Consider the following 18000-nt stretch of genomic DNA (forward strand, 5'->3'; position numbering starts at 1 on the left):
GCGCCGTCAGGCGGGGGCCGACATCGTGTCGCCGTCGGCGCGGCGGGACGGTTCGATGTCGCGCCGTTTGACGAGGAGGACGGCGGCGATGAGCGGGTACGCCAGGATCGGTGCGAAGGACCCCGCGTAGCCCTGCTGATCCACCAGCACGGCGGTGCCGCTGAGCAGCGCGAAGTCGAACAATCCGTGCAGAACGGAGTTGAGGACGTTGCTTCCGGAGACTCGGCGCGTGAGGTAGAAGAAGTACCCCGCGAGGCTGACCAGGATCGCTTGCGGGAGCGCGGACGCGCCGTGACCGAAGACGTTCGACAGGTGGACCGCACCGAAGATGACGCTGGACCACAGTGCGACCTGACCTTCGCGGAGTCCGTGGTTCCGCAGCACCGTCACGCCGATGCCGCGGAACATGCCCTCCTCGCCCCAGCCGACGAACTGGGTGACGACGAGCAGGGTGACGACGAACAGCCAGCCCTTCTCCGCGAGCGCGCCGTAGTCGATTCCGAGCAGGATCGCCACGACGAGGACTACGGGCACGAACCACACCCAGCGGTTGACGGGGCGGTCGTCGGTGATGGCCGGACGCCACCATCCCAGAGCCGCGATGACACCGTAGGTGAACGCCAGGGCGAGTCCGAGGGGGATGAGCATGGTGAAGACCACCCCGCGGATGGTCAGGGTGTCGTCCTCGTCGGCCCAGCCGGCGATCAGGTGCCCGCCGAACTGGATGATCGCCAGGTACACGACCACGATCACGGCGAAGGCCAGGTAGGAGAGGTTCCGTCCGGTGATGCGGGGCGACGCCTCGTGCTTCGGGGTGTCCACGACGCCAGACTAGGGGCGTGTCGGGCGATTGCGCGCACACCGCGCCCCGTGTCGGCTTCGGTGTCGGGTCGTCGCCTAGGCCGACGACCCGACGGCTGGCGGGGTCGCTACCGTGACCGGTCCACGGTGCTGCGTGCGCCGCGTCGCAGCCCGGTCGCCGTCAGCGCCGCCACGACCGCCGCGAGCGCGGCGAAGCCCGCCGTGAGGGTTGCGGCCGCCGCGACGCCGGCCACCAGCAGCGGGCCGCCGGCGTCGCCGAGTTCGCGTCCGAGCTCCGCGGCGCCCATCGTCTGGCCGATGCGTTCCGGCGGGGTCGACGACGCGAGCGCGGCGAACCCGAGCGGTGTGATCACCCCGGTGCCCACACCGATCCCGACCGCGGCGAGCAGCACCCCGGCCAGGCCGGGGACCATCGCGAATGCCAGACCCACGGCGGTGATCACCATTCCGGTGGTCATCCCCGCCGAGGCCGAGAAGCGTCCGGCGTCGAGGGCACGCCCGACGCGGGGCTGCACGACCGCCGCGGTGGCGGCGAGCACCGAAACCGCGGCACCCGTGGCGACGGGGCCGAGTCCGGCGGCGGCGCCGGACACCGGCAGGAAGCCGACGCCCACCGAGAGGGCGGCGGTTGCCGCGGCGAGTGCGGTCGTCGGTCCGAGGAACGTCCGGTCGCTCAGACGGCGCGCCAACCCGAGCAGCGTCTGGCGCGGCTTGGGCAGCGGCGGCACCGTCGGGACCGCGAGCGTCGCCCACACCGCGGTCGCGGCGGCGATGACGGTGAGCACGACGAACAGTGCGGGCAGCCCGCCGAGCCAGACGATCACACCGCCGAGCAGAGGGCCGAGGGTGTAACCGAGGCTCTTGTAGAAGCCGTAGCTCCCGAACGCGCGGCCGTGCGACGCGCTCGGATTCAGCCGCGCGACCAGCGCGCCTGCGGCGGGGGAGAACGCCGACGCGGCCGCACCCTGCCCCAGTCGCGTGACCCACAGCCAGGCGGTGTCGTCGGCGGCCACGAACACCGCCGAACACACCGCGAACGCGATCAGGCCGCCGATCATCACCGGCCGTGCCCCGATCCGGTCCGCGAGCGTGCCGAACACCGGCTTGAGCACGACTTCGGCGCCGTCGTACAGGGCCAGCAGCAGGCCCAGGTACAGCAGCGACGTGTGCAGGTCGCTGCCCTCCGACCCGAGGCTGGCTGCCACCGAGTGCGCTCCGAACGCGGTGGTGAACCCCGCCGCGTACAGCGGCCACAGCTGCGACCGCGTCGCGGCCGTCTGCGGTGCGTTCATGCCCGCGCCTCGTCCCCGTCGGTGGTCGCCGAATCGGCGCCGTGGAGCGCCTCGAACACGCGCTCGGTGTAGTCCTGGAGTCGCTCGGTGCACACCCGCAGTCGTTCGGTGGCGGTGGCGGCGCTCGGTGCGCCGAACACGTCCCTGGCCTTGATGTCGCGATGCCAGCGGCGCAGGCGGTCGAGGCTCTGCTCCTCCTCGTCGAGCTCGGCGAGCGTGAACTTGGCCGTGCGGATCTCCTTGTCCAGCTCCGCTTCGTACTTCCCGCAGTCGGCCAGGAACTCCGACCAGTCGTCCTCGCGTGCCGCGGTGAACATCGCCTCGAATCGGTCGCCGTCGTCGTCCGTGACACCCGAGGCCCGCAGCATCACGGTCTCGCCGCCGGCCCGATCGGTGAGTTCCCGCGCCCGCGTGAGTCCGGGCGCGAACACCGGCACGTCGGGCACCGCCCAGACGCCCTGCCCCAGGGACAGGGCGCCGACCTTGCGTAGTTCACGCCACACCGCGACACGGTGCCGCGACGGCTGTGCCGCCAGCTTCACCATCAGCACCATCCATCGCGACCGCGACGTTTCGGATTCCATCACACAGGGAAGAGTAGCAGGCGTTACATCTTCTTCTGTGTCGAGTCCTGCTCGCGCGGATCGCGGTGACGCAGGGAGCCGCGCGTCTGCGCCGGTGGACGACCGGGCGCGGCGACGTGGATCCGGGCGATGCGATGGCCGTCGAGCTCGCTCACGGTCAGCCGGTGGCCCGCAACGGTCACCTCGTCGCCCACCCGGGGGAGGCGCTGCAACCGGTGCAGCAGGAAGCCGCCCGCCGTGTCGTACGGTCCGGGCGGCAGGCGGATGCCGGTGCTCTTCTCGAAGTCGGCGACGACGAGCAGGCCGTCGACGGTGTGGCTGTGCTGCCCGGCGGCGTCGGGGACGGCGGGCGATGTGCGGTCGAACTCGTCACCGATCTCGCCGACGACCTCCTCGACGATGTCCTCGAGCGTCGCGATGCCCGCGGCGCCTCCGTACTCGTCGATGACGAGGACCATCTGCTCGTGGTCCCGGCGCATCTCGGCGAGTGCGGCCAGCGCCCGCTTGCTGCCGGGGAACTGGAGCAGCGGCCGGCACAGGTCGGCGACGATGGACCCGCGGCCGGGATCGGCGCGCAGCAGGTCGCGGACGTGGACGAAGCCGACGACGTCGTCGAGCGAACCGCCGACGACGACCGGAAACCGGCTGTGTCCGAGTGTGATCGCCTGTTCGCGGGCGTCGTCGACCGTGGTGTCCGCCTCCAGGCAGTCGACGTCCGTGCGCGGCCGCATCACCTCGGTGAGGGAACGTTCGCCGGCGTCGAACACCTCCGACAGCACGCGGCGTTGTTCCTCGGGCAGTGCGCGGTGGCCGGTGACGAGTTCGCGCAATTCCTCGGGTGTGACGTCCTCCGACTTGCGGGCCGGGTCGCCGCCGAGCATCCGGACAAGGAGGTCGGTCGTGCCGGACAGCAGCCAGATGACCGGTCGCACCAGGGTGGCGAACCGATCCAGGGGCGGCCCGGTGGCGAGTGCGACACCAGTCGATCGTTGCAGCGCAATGCGTTTCGGCACCAGCTCGCCCAGGACCAGCGACAGGTACGCGACCATCAGCGTGGTTCCGATCAGGGCCGCCGCATCGGCCGCCTCGCCCGGCAGACCCCAGTCCCGCAGGGTGGGTGCGAGATCGGGGGCGATCGTGGAGGCTCCGTACGCCGCCGAGAAGAACCCGGCCACGGTGACGCCGATCTGCACCGCGGACAGGAACCGGTTGGGATTGCGGGCGAGACGGGCGGTCCGGGCACCGCGGCGGCCGCGCCGGGACAACGCCTGGAGCTGGCTCTCTCGCATCGACACCAGCGCGATCTCCGTCGCCGCGAACACGCCGCCGATCAGTACGAAAGCCAGTACGAGGGCGACGTTGAGTGCGGTGCCCGCGTTCACGAGATCCACCCGGTGGGAATCGGGCGGCCGGGTCTGTCGTGGCCGTCCATGCCTTTCACCTCACACCCCGGCCGACCATCCCGGGTATGTGGTCAGTCTAGGCAGGCGCGGCGGCCCACGACAGGTCCGTGGCGGCGGGCGACCCGAGGGCCGTTCCTGCCGCCACGGGCCGGGTCAGGTCGCGACGCCGTTGGTCGGCAGCAGGCGGGCGAGGACGTCGGCGAGGGTGATCAGGCCGACCAGCCGATCGTCCTCGCCGCGCACCACGGCGATGTGGCTGCGGGTCTCGCGCATCGTGGCCAGTGCCTCGTACACCGGCGTCCGGACGTCGAGTGCCAGCACCGGCCGCATCAGGTCGCGGGCACGGAGGCCGGTCGGCGCCCGCACGCTGTCCCGCACGTGCAGCACGCCCTCGATGGCGTCGGCGCCGCGGACCAGCAGCCGCAGGTGCCCGCTGCGGTCGGCGACGGCACGGATCTCCTCGACCGTGGCATCCCCGTCGACGCTGCTCGGGTCCGCGTTCGGGCGGACGATGTCGCCGACGGCGAGCGACTCCAGCTCGAGTGCGCTGGTGAGGTGACCGTGGTACCGCTCGTCGAGCGTGCCGACCGTCGCGGAGTGCTCGACCAGGTGCCGCAGCGCCTCCGGGTCCTGTCCGGACCCGACCTGGTCGACCGGCTCGACACCGACCTTCTCCAGCAGCCGGTTCGCCATCCGGTTGAGCCACGTCAGCAGGGGCCGGGTGAGCCACATGAACCCGCGCATCGGGATCGCCAGGATCGTCGCGGACCTCTCCGGGTGTGCGATGGCCCACGACTTCGGTGCCATCTCGCCGACCACCAGGTGCAGGAAGGTCACGATGAGCAGGGCCAGGACGAAGCCTGCGACGTCGGCCAGCCACGCGGGTGCGCCCCAGTCGGCGAAGAGCGGGGTGAGCCAGTGGTGCACGGCGGGTTTGGTCACCGCACCGAGGGCCAGGGTGCACACGGTGATGCCGAGCTGCGACCCGGCGAGCAGCACCGACAGCTCGGAGGCGCTGCGCAGCGCCGCGCGTGCCGACCGGCTCGTCGGGGCCGCGTCCTCGAGCCGGTGCCTGCGGGCCGCGATGAGCGCGAACTCGACCGCGACGAAGAACGCGCTCGCCGCGATCAGGGCGACGGTGACCGCCAGGACGATCCACGGATTGCTCATCGGCTCGGCTCCTCTCCGTCGGTGCGGACGGTCACGAACAGTGACGACGGCACGTGCTTCTCCACGGCCCGCACCTCGACGTGCAGTGACGTCGGCGGGGGCGGTTCGTCGGCGACCAGATCGGCCGGGTCGACGGGCAGTCGGATGCTCAGCGTGTCCCCGGCCCGGGGGAGCCCGCCGAACTCGGCGATGACGAGACCGGCGAGGGTCTCGTAGTCGTCGTCCTCCGGCAGATGTTCGTCGAGAATGCGCGCGACCTCGTCGACGTGGACCCCGCCCGGGATCAGCCAGCCGCCGTCGACGGCCTCGACCGCGTTGGCCTCGCGGGCCGGGTCGTGTTCGTCGGCGATCTCCCCGACCAGTTCCTCGGCCATGTCCTCGACGGTGACCACGCCGGCGAACCCGCCGTACTCGTCGATGACGAGCGCCATCTCGTCCCTCGCGGTGGTGAGCTGCGTGAGCACGTCCGGCAACGGCAGCGTGGTGGGCACGATCACTGCCGGTCGAATGTGGGCCGCGGCGGTGCCTGCGGGTTCCGGCCCGAGCAGGTCGTGCAGGTGGATCACGCCGAGCAGGTCGTCGCTGGAGGATCCGACCACCGGGTAGCGGGTGTGACCCGAACCCATCCGGGCGAGCACGGTCTCGATCGGGTCGTCGGCGCGGACGGTGTCCACCCGGGCCCGCGGGATCATCGCGTGTTCGGCGGTGCGGGTGGGGAAGTCGAGGACGCGGTCGAGCAACGCCGACAACTCCCGCGGCAGCTCGCCCGTGTCCCGGGACTCGGCAACGATGTGCTCGAGATCGCGCGGGGTCGCCGAATGTTCCACATCGTGGACCGGTTCGATCCGCAGGGCCCGCAGCAGCAGGTTCGACGACTGGTCGAACAGCCGGATCAGCCAGCCGAACAGCTTGAGGTAGATCGTCGTCGACAACGCCAGGCGTCCGGCGACGGGTTCCGGGCGGGCGATCGCGAGGTTCTTCGGGAACAGTTCACCGAAGAGCATCTGCACGATCGTGGAGAACAGCACCGCCAGGACGGCGCCGACCGTGACACCCACCGCGGTGGGGATGCCGATCCCGCCGAGCGCGTCGCCGAGTCCGCGCCCGATGAGTGGCTCGGCGACGTAACCGACGAGCAGTCCGGTGACGGTGATGCCCAGTTGGGCGCCGGACAGCATGAACGAGGTGCGGCGGGTGACGGCAAGGGCGCGGTTGGCGGTGGCGTCGCCGGCTTCGGCGCGGGCCTTGAGCCGCGACCGGTCGACGGCCATGAACGCGAATTCCTGAGCGACGAAGTAGCCGGTCAGGGCGGTGATCAGCAGGACGACCACGATGCCGAGGAGGATGCTCAGGGCGGTCAGCACGGGCTCACCGCCGCAGTGGGGGCGGCACCGTGATCAGTGCGGGGCGGGACGGGTCTTCGGTATTTGCGCGACGCGCGTCTCATGAACTCTCTCTGAAGGGGTGGCGACAAGGGCGCACCCGAGAATAGGGCAAATCGCCCAAATTGCCGGTGTCGGCGACGCGGCCGGGTCAGGATGCGGCGGTCCGCACCTCGCCCGGGTGGATCGCGCGGCGGCTCAACAGCGCTGCGGCGAGGAAGCACAGGGCACCGAGGAAGGTGCCCAGGTTCGCCCAGAACGAGCTGACGAGGTCATCGGTCGCGGGAAGCGTGTACGCGCCGACGGCAGAGAAGGCGAAGAAGACGGATCCGAGCATGTTGAGCCAGGTGCCGTGCCACGTCCGGGCCCGCGTGTCCCAGAGTGTGTGGCGATCCCTGGTGGCGACGACCGCGAGGCCGCTGGCGACCAGGAAGCAGATCGAGCCGACGGCGTCGGGTCGCCAGCCGTCGGACAGGCGTGTCTCGGTGTCGACGGCCGTGATCAGGGCGTCCGTCGTGCTCACGTTGAAGCAGAGCGTGCCGCCGAACTGGACGGCCGCAGCCCACCAGTCGGCCCGGTCCGCCGGGTTCGTGTGGCGCCGGGGCGCCCGTCTGCCGCTGAGGGCGAGCTGGATCAGGGCGGCGACGGTGAAGAAGACGGCGCCGACGAAGAACGTGAGGTTGGTGAGGACGGGCCCGACCGCCTCGGCGTACTGCGGCACCGCCCCGACCGCGAACAGGACCGATCCGATGGCGAATCCCCACGCCTCACGCCGCAGGCGGACGATGCGATCGGGCGTCACCGGTCGAGCGTAGCCGCGAGGGGCCCGCCGCGCGCGGTTCCCGTTCGTCCAAGCCTGCCGGGTCGCGGTGGCGCACACTCGATTCCATGCACACCTGGGACGACGTGGTGGCCCTCGCGAGCCGGCTGCCGGAGGTCGAGGAATCCACCTGGTACCGCACGCCCGCGCTGAAGGTGGCGGGGAAGGGCTTCGCGCGGCTGAGGTCGGAGGCGGAGGGCGGACTGGTCCTGATGTGCGGACTCGACGAGAAGGAGGCGCTGCTGGCCTCCGGTGATCCGGCGTACTTCACCACCGCGCATTACGACGGACACGGCGCGATCCTGGTCGATCTCGACATCGTCGACCGCGATCGATTGGTGGAGCTACTCGCCGAATCGTGGCGCCTGAAGGCCCCGAAGCGCTTGCGCGCCAGCCGCGGCGAGGACGATCCGGGCACCCACTAAACTCGCAGGTGTGGCTCACCCGATGATCGCTCCGTCCATCCTGTCCGCCGATTTCGCTCGACTCGCCGACGAGGCCGCCGCCGTGGCCGGCTCCGACTGGCTGCACGTCGACGTGATGGACGCGCACTTCGTGCCCAACCTGACGCTTGGACTGCCGGTCGTGCAGTCGCTGCTCAAGGCCACCGACATTCCGCTCGACTGCCACCTGATGATCGAGAACCCGGGCCGCTGGGCGCCGCCGTACGCGGAGGCCGGCGCGCACAACGTCACGTTCCACGCCGAGGCCACCGACGACCCGATCGCCGTGGCCCGCGACATCCGCGCCGCGGGCGCGAAGGCCGGCCTGTCGGTCAAGCCGGGCACCCCGATCGAGCCGTACCTGGAGATCCTCAAGGAGTTCGACACGCTGCTGGTGATGAGCGTCGAGCCCGGCTTCGGCGGCCAGTCGTTCATCCCGGAGGTGCTGAGCAAGGCGCGCGCGGTGCGCAGGCTGGTCGACTCCGGTGAGCTCACGCTGATCGTCGAGATCGACGGCGGCATCAACACGGACACCGTCGAGGCCGCCGCCGAGGCGGGTGTCGACTGCTTCGTCGCAGGCTCCGCCGTCTACGGCGCCGCCGACCCGGGCGAGGCGGTCCGGAAGCTGCGCGCGCAGGCGGCGTCGGTGTCGCCGCACCTGACCCTGGCAGTGTGACGTGCCGGATTCGGCGCAAGAGCTGACCGCGTTGGAGGTGGCGGTCGACGCCTCCGAACGGGTGCGCGGGACCACCAGCCCGAATCCGCCGGTCGGTGCTGTGATTCTCGACGCCGACGGTGCGATCGCCGGGGTCGGTGCGACCAGTCCGGTCGGCGGGCCGCACGCCGAGGTGATGGCATTGCGCGCCGCCGGTCCCCGCGCCCGCGGCGGCACCGCGGTCGTCACCCTCGAGCCGTGCAACCACGTCGGTCGCACCGGACCGTGCGCGGACGCGCTGCTCGAGGCCGGGATCGCCCGCGTCGTCTACGCCGTCGCCGACCCGAACCCGCAGGCCTCCGGTGGCGCGGCCACCCTGCGTGCCGCCGGTGTCGACGTGGCCGGGGGAATCGGGGCCGAACTCGTCGCGTCCGGGCCGCTGCGCGCGTGGCTGCACCGGCAGCGCACCGGGCGGGCCCACGTCACCTGGAAGTTCGCGGCCACCCTCGACGGCCGCAGCGCCGCCGCCGACGGAACCAGTCAGTGGATAACCGGGCCGGTCGCCCGTGCCCGCGTGCACGCCGACCGTGTGAAGCTCGACGCGATCGTCGTCGGCACCGGCACCGTCCTCGCCGACGACCCGTGGCTGACCGCCCGGGAACCGGACGGCACCCTCGCGGCGCGGCAACCGCTCCGGGTCGTCGTGGGCGAACGCGAGATCCCGCACTCGGCCCGGATCCTCGACGACGCCGCCGAAACGCTGGTGCTGCGCACCCGCGACCCGCACGAGGTGCTCGCCGCGCTCACCGACCGGCCGGACGTACTGCTGGAGGGCGGTCCGCGACTGGCCGGGGCGTTCCTGGCCGCCGGGCTCGTCGACCGCGTTCAGGCATTCCTCTCACCGGTACTGCTCGGTGCGGGCGCCGCGGCCGTGGAGGATGCTGGGGTCGGCACCATCGCGCAGGCGTTGCGGTTCGAACGCGAGTCGGTCGAGACCCTCGGACCCGACCTGCTGCTGACCCTGCGCCCGGAACGGCCCGACAGACCCGAACGGCCCGACGGCCCCGAACGTCCCTGACGATCCCGGCCTTCCGAACAATCGAAGACGCGTCACCCACCACACGAGGAGATACAGAGACTGTGTTCACCGGCATCGTCGAAGAACTGGGCGAGATCGTCGCCAAGGAGGACCTGGCCGACGCGGCCCGCTTCACGGTCCGTGGCCCACTGGTGACCTCCGACGCCGGCCACGGTGACTCGATCGCGGTCAACGGCGTCTGCCTGACCGTCGTCGACGTCGTCGACGGCGACTCCTTCACCGCCGACGTGATGGCCGAGACGCTCAACCGGTCGAGCCTCGGCGCCCTGGTCGTCGGCAGCAAGGTGAACCTCGAGCGTGCGGCCGCGCTGAACAGCCGGCTCGGCGGCCACCTGGTGCAGGGGCACGTCGACGGCACCGGATCGATCGTCAGCCGCGCGCCGTCCGAGAACTGGGAGGTCGTGCGGATCTCGCTGCCTGCCTCGATCTCGCGGTACGTGGTGGAGAAGGGCTCGATCACCGTCGACGGCGTCTCGCTGACGGTGTCCGCGCTCGGCGGCGACGCGGATCGGGAGTGGTTCGAGATCTCGCTGATCCCGACCACGCTCGCGCTGACGGTCCTCGGGACCGCCACGCCGGGCACGCTGGTGAACCTCGAGGTCGACGTGATCGCCAAGTACGTCGAGCGGCTGCAGAACGCCGGCCGTTAGGGCCTGGTGGGTACCGCCCGGTAGGCCTGGTGGGTACCGCCCGGTAGGACACGGTGACGGCCTCACACGGAGGGGGCCGTACTGTTGAGGTGCACCTCAAGGGTGCACGACGCATTCGAGAATGATGGAGCGCAGGACGTGACCAGGTTCGACAGTATCGAGCGCGCAGTCGCCGATATCGCGGCAGGCAAGGCGGTCGTCGTGGTCGACGACGAGGACCGCGAGAACGAGGGCGACCTCATCTTCGCCGCCGAGAAGGCGACACCCGAACTGGTGGCCTTCATGGTCCGCTACACCTCCGGGTACCTCTGTGTTCCGCTGGACGGCGAGGACTGCGACCGGCTCGGGCTGCCCCCGATGTACTCGTCCAACCAGGACAAGCACGGCACCGCGTACACCGTCACGGTCGACGCGAAGGAAGGCATCGGCACCGGCATCTCGGCGTCCGACCGGGCCGCCACGATGCGACTGCTCGCCGACCCGAACTCCGGCGCGGGCGACTTCACCCGCCCCGGCCACGTCGTGCCGCTGCGCGCCAAGGAGGGCGGCGTGCTGCGCCGGCCCGGCCACACCGAGGCCGCCGTCGACCTGGCCCGGATGGCGGACCTGCGCCCGGCCGGCGTGATCTGCGAGATCGTCAGCCAGAAGGACGAGGGCCACATGGCCCAGACCGACGAGCTGCGCGTCTTCGCCGACGACCACAACCTCGCGTTGATCTCCATCGCGGACCTGATCGCGTGGCGCCGCAAGCACGAGAAGCACGTCGTGCGGATCGCCGAGGCGCGGATCCCCACCCCGCACGGCGAGTTCAAGGCCGTCGGCTACCAGAGCATCTACGACGAGGTCGAGCACGTGGCCCTGGTCAAGGGCGACCTCGCCGGCCCCGACGGGGACGGCGGCGACGTACTCGTCCGGGTGCACTCCGAGTGCCTGACCGGTGACGTGTTCGGTTCGCTGCGCTGCGACTGCGGCCCGCAGCTCGACGCCGCGCTCGAGATGGTCGCGGCCGAGGGGCGGGGCGTGGTGCTGTACATGCGCGGGCACGAGGGCCGCGGCATCGGCCTCATGCACAAGCTGCAGGCGTACCAGCTGCAGGACGCCGGCTCCGACACCGTCGACGCCAACCTCGAGCTCGGACTGCCCGCCGACGCCCGTGACTACGGCATCGGTGCGCAGATCCTCGTCGACCTCGGCATCACGTCGATGCGGCTGCTGACCAACAATCCGGCCAAGCGCGTCGGCCTGGACGGCTACGGGCTGCAGATCCTCGAGCGGGTGCCGATGCCGCTTCGCGCCAACGCCGAGAACCTGACCTACCTGCGCACCAAGCGGGACCGGATGGGCCACGACCTGGCCGGCCTCGACGAATTCGAGAAGGGCGGCGCGCTGTGAGCGGACAGGGACTACCCGACCTGCAGCTGGGTCAGGCGAAGGACCTCACGCTCGCAATCGTCGCCGGCTCGTGGCACCCCGAGATCTCGGAGGCGCTGATCGCCGGGGCGAAGCGGGTGGCGAAGCAGGCGCAGATCGAGGACGTCACCCTGGTCCGGGTGGCCGGCGCGATCGAACTCCCCGTCGTCGCGCAGCAGCTGGCCCGCACCCACGACGCCGTGGTGGCGCTTGGTGTCGTGATCCGCGGCGGCACCCCGCACTTCGAGTACGTGTGCGACGCCGTGACCTACGGACTGACCCGGATCGCGCTCGACGAGGGAACCCCCGTCGCGAACGGGGTGCTGACCACGGACAACGAGCAGCAGGCCCGGGACCGGTCCGGGCTGCCCGGCTCCGTGGAGGACAAGGGTGGGCAGGCGTGCGCCGCGGCGATCGACACCGCGGTCACCCTCAAGAACCTGCGCGAGCGAGCGGGGAACTGAGTGGCCACCTGGGACCTCGACGTCCGCTGCCGCAAGTCGGCCAGAGCGGCGATGATCGTGGCCGCCGCCTGCGTGGTCCTGTTCGTCGTGCTCGGCATCTTCCTCCGCAGTTCCGCGACCGGGGTGTACTTCCGGCTGATCGACCAGTTGGCGATGGTCGGCATCGGCGTCCTGCTTGCGGGCCTGGTTCTGCTGCTCGCCCGGCCGCGGCTGCGTGCGAACGCGGACGGTGTCCTGGTCCGCAACGCGTTCGGCGAGCGCCGGGTGGACTGGGACCTGGTGCAGGGCCTGTCGTTCCCTGACGGGGCCGCCTGGGCGCGGATCGAGCTGCCCGACGACGAGTACATCCCGGTGATGGCGATCCAGGCCAACGACCGCGAGCACGCCGTCTCCGCCGTCCGGTCGTTCCGGACGCTGGCCGCGAGGTACGCACCCGACGACCGGGGCTGACCCCGACGTGCGCCGCGGACTCGCCGGTCCGCGGCGCGTCGGAGCATCCGACTAACCTGGATTCGTGCCCGATCCCGCCACCTATCGCCCCGCCACCGGAACCATTCCGACGCAGCCGGGCGTGTACAAGTTCCGCGATCCCCACGGCCGGGTCATCTACGTCGGCAAGGCGAAGAGCCTGCGGAGCCGGCTGAACTCGTATTTCGCGGACGTCGCCTCGCTGCATCCGCGGACCCGGCAGATGGTCACCACGGCGGGCAGCGTCGAATGGACGGTGGTCGGCACCGAGGTCGAGGCGCTGCAACTCGAGTACAACTGGATCAAGGAGTTCGACCCCCGGTTCAACGTCCGCTACCGCGACGACAAGACCTACCCGGTGCTCGCGGTGACGCTGAACGAGGAGTACCCGCGGCTGTTCGTCTACCGCGGCCCGCGCCGCAAGGGCGTCCGCTACTTCGGTCCGTACTCGCACGCCTGGGCGATCCGCGAAACCCTCGACCTGCTGTTGCGGGTGTTCCCGGCGCGCACCTGCTCGGCGGGAGTGTTCAAGCGGCACAACCAGATCGGCCGCCCCTGCCTGCTCGGCTACATCGACAAGTGTTCCGCGCCGTGCGTCGGGCGGGTCAGCGCCGCCGAGCACCGTCGCATCGTCGAGGACTTCTGCGACTTCCTCGCCGGGCGCACCGACAAACTGGTCCGTGAACTCGAGCACCGCATGCAGCGTGCCTCCGACGACCTGGACTTCGAGAGCGCGGCCCGGCTCCGCGACGACCTCGGGGCGCTGCGCAAGGCGCTGGAGAAGCAGGCCGTGGTGCTCGGCGACGGCACCGACGCCGACGTCGTCGCGTTCGCCGCCGACGACCTCGAGGTCTCCGTGCAGGTGTTCCACGTGCGCGGCGGCCGGGTCCGCGGACAGCGCGGCTGGGTCGTCGAACTCACCGGCGACGGCGACGACAACGCGGACGGCGGGATGGGGGACCTCGTCGAACAGTTCGTCACCCAGTTCTACGGCGAACAGGCCGCGCTCGCCGACCAGCCCGGACTGCAGGCCGACAAGGTGACCGTCGTGCCGCGGGAGGTGCTGGTGCCGGTGCTGCCCGCCGACGTGGACAAGCTGCAGGAGTGGCTCAGCGGGCTCCGCGGGTCCGCGGTGTCGCTGCGGGTCCCGCAACGCGGCGACAAGAAGACCCTCGCCGAGACCGTCGAACGCAACGCGAAAGAGGCTCTCGCGCAACACAAGCTCAAGCGGGCGGGTGACCTGACGTCGCGCTCGGCGGCCCTGCAGGGCATCCAGGAGGCGCTCGACCTGGACGAGGCGCCGTTGCGCATCGAATGCATCGACATCAGCCACGTGCAGGGCACCGACGTGGTCGCCTCCCTCGTCGTCTTCGAGGACGGCCTGCCGCGCAAGTCCGACTACCGGCACTACTCGATCAGGGAGGCCGCCGGCGACGGTCACTCCGACGACGTCGCCTCCATCGCGGAGGTGACCCGGCGGCGGTTCCTGCGGCACGCGCAGGACACGGCGGCGGTGCCGCCAATGGGCACGGCGGCGGTGCCGCCAATGGGCACGGCGGCGGTGCCGCCAATGGGCACGGCGGCGGTGCCGCCGACCAACACGGCGGCGGCACTCGATCAGGACGGCGGGGACCTCGCGCCGGCCGCGGCGCTGGACCCGCAGACGGGCCGGCCGCGGCGGTTCGCGTACCCGCCGAACCTGTTCGTCGTCGACGGCGGCAAGCCACAGGTCACCGCGGCTGCGGCGGTCCTCGACGACCTCGGCATCACCGATGTCGCGGTCGTCGGCCTCGCGAAGCGTCTCGAGGAGGTGTGGGTACCGGGGGAGGAGGACCCGGTGATCCTGCCGCGCACCAGCGAGGCGCTGTTCCTGCTGCAGCGGGTCCGGGACGAGGCGCACCGATTCGCGATCACCTTCCATCGCAGCAAGCGCTCGCGCCGGATGACCGCGTCCGCGCTCGATTCGGTGAAGGGTCTCGGCGAGACCCGCCGCACCGCGCTCGTCACCCACTTCGGTTCCGTCGCGAAGCTCAAGGAGGCGACGGTCGAGGAGATCACCGCCGTTCCCGGAGTCGGGATCACCACCGCCAGGGCGGTACTCGCGGCGCTCGGCGGGGACGCTCCGGCCGAGAACGCGGGCGACACTGCGGTGAAGATCATCGGTGACACCGCTGACACCACGGCGGAGGAAACCGACGATTCGGTCCGCGTGGGGGATGATGATCCGCGATCGATGATTACCGAATCGAGAACCGCCGAGTCGAGAAGGGCAGGAGTCGAGTGACCGAGAACGCCCGCGAACAGCTGGACATCGACGTGGCCCTGGTGACCGGACTGTCCGGTGCGGGCCTGAGCACGGCCGCGAAGGTGCTCGAGGACATGGGCTGGTACGTCGCGGACAACCTGCCCCCCGAGCTGATCACGCGGATGGTCGACCTCGGGCTGTCCCCGACCTCGCGGATCCCGAAACTCGCGGTGGTCATCGACGTGCGCAGCCGGCGCTTCACCGGCGAACTGGCGACGGTCGTCAAGGAGGTCGCCGAGAAGGCGACCCGCACCCGGGTGCTGTTCCTCGAGGCCAGCGACGCCGTGCTGGTGCGCCGATTCGAGCACAACCGGCGCAGCCATCCGCTGCAGAGCGAGGGCAGCGACGGGACGCTGATCGAGGGCATCGCCGCCGAGCGGGCTCGGCTGGCGCCCGTGCGGGCCGATGCCGACCTGGTCATCGACACGTCGTCGCTTTCTGCGCACGAGCTGCGACACCGGGTGGAGGCCGCGTTCGGCGGCGGGAACGCCGCGTCCATCGCGGTGACCGTGCAGTCGTTCGGATTCAAGTACGGGCTGCCCATGGACGCGGACCTGGTCTGCGACGTACGGTTCCTGCCCAACCCGCACTGGATCCCCGCATTGCGCGAACACACCGGCCGCGAGGACTCCGTGCGTGACTACGTCCTCGGCCAGGAGGGCGCGCAGGACTATCTCGACACCTACCATCACGTCGTCGAATTGACGACGAACGGATACCGCCGGGAGGGCAAGCGCTACATGACGATCGCGGTCGGATGCACCGGCGGCAAACACCGCAGTGTCGCGATGACCGAGGCCCTCGCGGCCCGGCTCGCGGCGGACACGGGCATCACGGTGAAGGTCGTGCACCGCGATTTGGGGCGCGAATGACGGTGCCGGAACGGGACGGGCGGGGTCCGTCGATCGTCGCGCTCGGCGGCGGGCACGGACTGTACGCGACGCTCAGCGCGGCACGGCGGCTCAGTGACGACGTGACCGCGGTGGTCACGGTCGCCGACGACGGCGGCTCGTCGGGCAGGTTGCGTTCCGAACTCGGCGTCATCCCGCCGGGTGATCTGCGGATGGCTCTCGCCGCCCTCGCCGCCGACGAACCCGACGTGCAGACCTGGACGTCGACGCTGCAGCACCGTTTCGGCGGCACCGGCGCGCTGGCCGGTCACTCCGTCGGCAACCTGATCCTGGCAGGCCTCACCGAGGTGCTCGGCGACACCGTCAGCGCGCTCGACGAGATGGCCCGGGTGCTGCGGATCCGCGGCCGGGTCCTGCCGATGTCGCCGATCCCGCTCGCCATCGAGGCGGACGTGGTGGGGCTGGAGGCCGATCCGCGGGTGTGCCGGACCATTCGCGGGCAGGTCGCGGTCGCGACGACGCCCGGTCAGGTGCGTCGGGTCCGGCTCGTGCCGCCCGATCCTCCGGCCACCGCCGACGCGCTCGCCGCGATCGGGCGGGCGGATCTGGTGCTGCTCGGGCCCGGCTCGTGGTTCACCAGTGTCATCCCGCACGTGGTGGTGCCCGAACTGGCGGCAGCGCTGCGGGAGACGAGCGCGCGTAAGGCGCTGATCCTCAACCTCGCACCGGAACCGGGGGAGACCGCGGGCTTCTCCGCCGAACGGCACCTGCACGTCCTCGCGCAACACGCGCCGGACCTGCGGGTCGACGACGTCCTCGTCGATGCGGAATCGGTCCCGGCCGGACGCGAACGCGAACATCTGTGCCGCGCGGCCGGGCGCCTCGGCGCCACCGTCGGCTATGCCGATGTCGCGCGACCCGGAACCGCCACACATCACCCGGGCAAACTCGCCGCCGCGCTCGACGACATCGCCTCGGCGGCGCTCGCGCGGGGGGATCGGCACGGCTGTGCGGCCGGAGACACCGACGACCGCGAAGCGGAATCGACACATACGGGAAGGGAGCCCAGTTCGTGGCAATGACAGCAGAGGTCAAGGACGAGCTGAGTCGGCTCGTGGTGACCCAGGTGTCCGCACGCAAGGCGGAGGTGTCGTCGTTGCTGCGGTTCGCAGGCGGACTGCACATTGTCGCCGGTCGGGTCGTCGTCGAGGCCGAGGTGGACCTCGGCTCGACGGCCCGCCGACTGCGGGGCGAGATCCACGACCTCTACGGCTACGGCGCCGAGGTGCACGTGCTCGGCGCGGGTGGACTGCGCAAGAGCGCCCGGTACATCGTGCGGGTGAACAAGGACGGGGAGGCCCTCGCGCGTCAGACCGGGCTGCTGGACATGCGCGGCAGGCCGGTGCGCGGGCTGCCGGCCCAGGTCGTCGGCGGCAGCATCGTCGACTCCGAGGCCGCCTGGCGGGGGGCGTTCCTCGCCCACGGTTCGCTGACCGAACCGGGCCGCTCGTCGGCGCTGGAGATCAGCTGCCCGGGTCCGGAGGCCGCCCTCGCGCTGGTCGGTGCGGCGCGGCGCCTCGGGGTGTCGGCGAAGGCACGCGAGGTGCGTGGCGCTGACCGCGTAGTGGTTCGGGACGGGGACGCGATCGGCGCGCTGCTCACCCGGATGGGTGCCCAGGACACGCGGTTGACCTGGGAGGAACGGCGGATGCGCCGGGAGGTGCGCGCCACCGCGAACCGGCTCGCCAATTTCGACGACGCCAACCTGCGCCGGTCGGCGCGGGCCGCGGTCGCGGCCGCGGCCCGGGTCGAGCGGGCGCTCGACATCCTCGGCGAGGACGTGCCGGACCACCTCGCCGCGGCGGGCAGCCTGCGGGTGCAGCACCGCCAGGCATCGCTCGAGGAACTGGGCCAGCTGGCCGACCCGCCGATGACGAAGGACGCGGTTGCCGGGCGGATCCGCCGGCTGCTGTCGATGGCGGACCGGAAGGCCAAGGAGACCGGCGTCCCGGACACCGAGTCCGCGGTCACCGCGGACCTGCTCGACGAGGCATAGTCGTCACGGAAGCTGGTGCCGCGCACCACCGCGAAGCGCCCGCGCGCCGGGGTGGGGTTTCTCATTGAGCCCGTCCGGGGGAGTGGTGGGCGCCACCGAGTGCGCCCACTAGGCTGTGGCACACAT

Annotated in this window: 18 protein-coding genes; 11 read left to right on the forward strand and 7 right to left on the reverse strand. The window is 71.3% G+C overall.

All coding sequences use genetic code 11. The annotated features are described in order from the left end of the window. Positions 1-6: 6 nt before the first annotated feature. From ACWEPG_RS03745 to ACWEPG_RS03775, 7 genes are all read right to left on the reverse strand, one after another. The gene (locus ACWEPG_RS03745; protein WP_450115651.1) at positions 7-822 is read right to left on the reverse strand and encodes a CPBP family intramembrane glutamic endopeptidase; all 816 of its coding nucleotides are present in this window, start codon (positions 820-822) and stop codon (positions 7-9) included. Positions 823-929: 107 nt separating this feature from the next. Beyond that, positions 930-2114 (reverse strand): MFS transporter, encoded by a 1185-nt coding sequence (locus ACWEPG_RS03750; protein ID WP_450115652.1) that lies wholly within the window; start codon positions 2112-2114, stop codon positions 930-932. Continuing rightward, positions 2111-2698 (reverse strand): Chromate resistance protein ChrB, encoded by a 588-nt coding sequence (locus ACWEPG_RS03755; RefSeq protein WP_450115693.1) that lies wholly within the window; start codon positions 2696-2698, stop codon positions 2111-2113. Before ACWEPG_RS03755 ends, ACWEPG_RS03750 begins: the two co-directional genes overlap by 4 nt. A gap of 23 nt (positions 2699-2721) precedes the next feature. Beyond that, positions 2722-4080 (reverse strand): hemolysin family protein, encoded by a 1359-nt coding sequence (locus ACWEPG_RS03760; RefSeq protein ID WP_452593925.1) that lies wholly within the window; start codon positions 4078-4080, stop codon positions 2722-2724. A gap of 174 nt (positions 4081-4254) precedes the next feature. After that, positions 4255-5271: a hemolysin family protein gene (locus ACWEPG_RS03765; RefSeq protein WP_452593926.1), complete on the reverse strand. Its 1017-nt coding sequence runs from the start codon at positions 5269-5271 to the stop codon at positions 4255-4257. Beyond that, a complete protein-coding gene (locus ACWEPG_RS03770; RefSeq protein WP_452593927.1) occupies positions 5268-6635 on the reverse strand; it encodes a hemolysin family protein in 1368 nt (455 codons plus the stop codon). The genes ACWEPG_RS03765 and ACWEPG_RS03770 overlap by 4 nt, the downstream gene beginning before the upstream one ends. Positions 6636-6804: 169 nt before the next feature. Continuing rightward, a complete protein-coding gene (locus tag ACWEPG_RS03775) occupies positions 6805-7455 on the reverse strand; it encodes a hypothetical protein (protein WP_452593928.1) in 651 nt (216 codons plus the stop codon). Between the two features lie 86 nt (positions 7456-7541). On the opposite strand from ACWEPG_RS03775, the gene ACWEPG_RS03780 reads away from it, so the two are divergent. The 11 genes from ACWEPG_RS03780 (at position 7542) to whiA (ending at position 17874) form a co-directional block, all read left to right on the forward strand. Further along, positions 7542-7898 (forward strand): MmcQ/YjbR family DNA-binding protein, encoded by a 357-nt coding sequence (locus ACWEPG_RS03780; protein WP_450115657.1) that lies wholly within the window; start codon positions 7542-7544, stop codon positions 7896-7898. A gap of 10 nt (positions 7899-7908) precedes the next feature. Then, positions 7909-8592: a ribulose-phosphate 3-epimerase gene (rpe, locus tag ACWEPG_RS03785; RefSeq protein WP_450115658.1), complete on the forward strand. Its 684-nt coding sequence runs from the start codon at positions 7909-7911 to the stop codon at positions 8590-8592. A gap of 1 nt (position 8593) precedes the next feature. After that, on the forward strand, positions 8594-9649 hold the full coding sequence (gene ribD, locus ACWEPG_RS03790; protein ID WP_452593929.1) for a bifunctional diaminohydroxyphosphoribosylaminopyrimidine deaminase/5-amino-6-(5-phosphoribosylamino)uracil reductase RibD: 1056 nt from the start codon (positions 8594-8596) through the stop codon (positions 9647-9649). A 62-nt stretch (positions 9650-9711) separates the two neighbouring features. Continuing rightward, positions 9712-10320 carry a riboflavin synthase gene (locus ACWEPG_RS03795; protein ID WP_450115660.1) on the forward strand — a complete coding sequence of 203 codons (609 nt, stop codon included), beginning with the start codon at positions 9712-9714 and terminating at the stop codon, positions 10318-10320. A gap of 138 nt (positions 10321-10458) precedes the next feature. Continuing rightward, positions 10459-11712: a bifunctional 3,4-dihydroxy-2-butanone-4-phosphate synthase/GTP cyclohydrolase II gene (locus tag ACWEPG_RS03800; RefSeq protein WP_452593930.1), complete on the forward strand. Its 1254-nt coding sequence runs from the start codon at positions 10459-10461 to the stop codon at positions 11710-11712. Then, complete coding sequence (gene ribH / locus ACWEPG_RS03805) at positions 11709-12194, forward strand: 6,7-dimethyl-8-ribityllumazine synthase (protein WP_450115662.1); 486 nt, start codon at positions 11709-11711, stop codon at positions 12192-12194. The genes ACWEPG_RS03800 and ribH overlap by 4 nt, the downstream gene beginning before the upstream one ends. 51 nt (positions 12195-12245) lie before the next feature. Then, complete coding sequence (locus ACWEPG_RS03810) at positions 12246-12644, forward strand: PH domain-containing protein (RefSeq protein ID WP_450115694.1); 399 nt, start codon at positions 12246-12248, stop codon at positions 12642-12644. A 64-nt stretch (positions 12645-12708) separates the two neighbouring features. Further along, entirely contained in the window at positions 12709-14946 is a 2238-nt protein-coding gene (gene uvrC, locus ACWEPG_RS03815) for an excinuclease ABC subunit UvrC (RefSeq protein ID WP_452593931.1), read from the forward strand. Continuing rightward, positions 14943-15839: an RNase adapter RapZ gene (rapZ, locus tag ACWEPG_RS03820; protein WP_450115664.1), complete on the forward strand. Its 897-nt coding sequence runs from the start codon at positions 14943-14945 to the stop codon at positions 15837-15839. The genes uvrC and rapZ overlap by 4 nt, the downstream gene beginning before the upstream one ends. Then, positions 15836-16900, forward strand: a complete 1065-nt coding sequence (locus ACWEPG_RS03825) for a gluconeogenesis factor YvcK family protein (RefSeq protein ID WP_450115665.1) — start codon at positions 15836-15838, stop codon at positions 16898-16900. Before rapZ ends, ACWEPG_RS03825 begins: the two co-directional genes overlap by 4 nt. Continuing rightward, positions 16891-17874, forward strand: coding sequence for a DNA-binding protein WhiA (whiA, locus tag ACWEPG_RS03830; RefSeq protein ID WP_450115666.1), 984 nt, complete (start codon positions 16891-16893; stop codon positions 17872-17874). Before ACWEPG_RS03825 ends, whiA begins: the two co-directional genes overlap by 10 nt. The last annotated feature ends 126 nt before the right edge of the window (positions 17875-18000 follow it).

The organism is Rhodococcus sp. NPDC004095 (genome assembly GCF_053604015.1).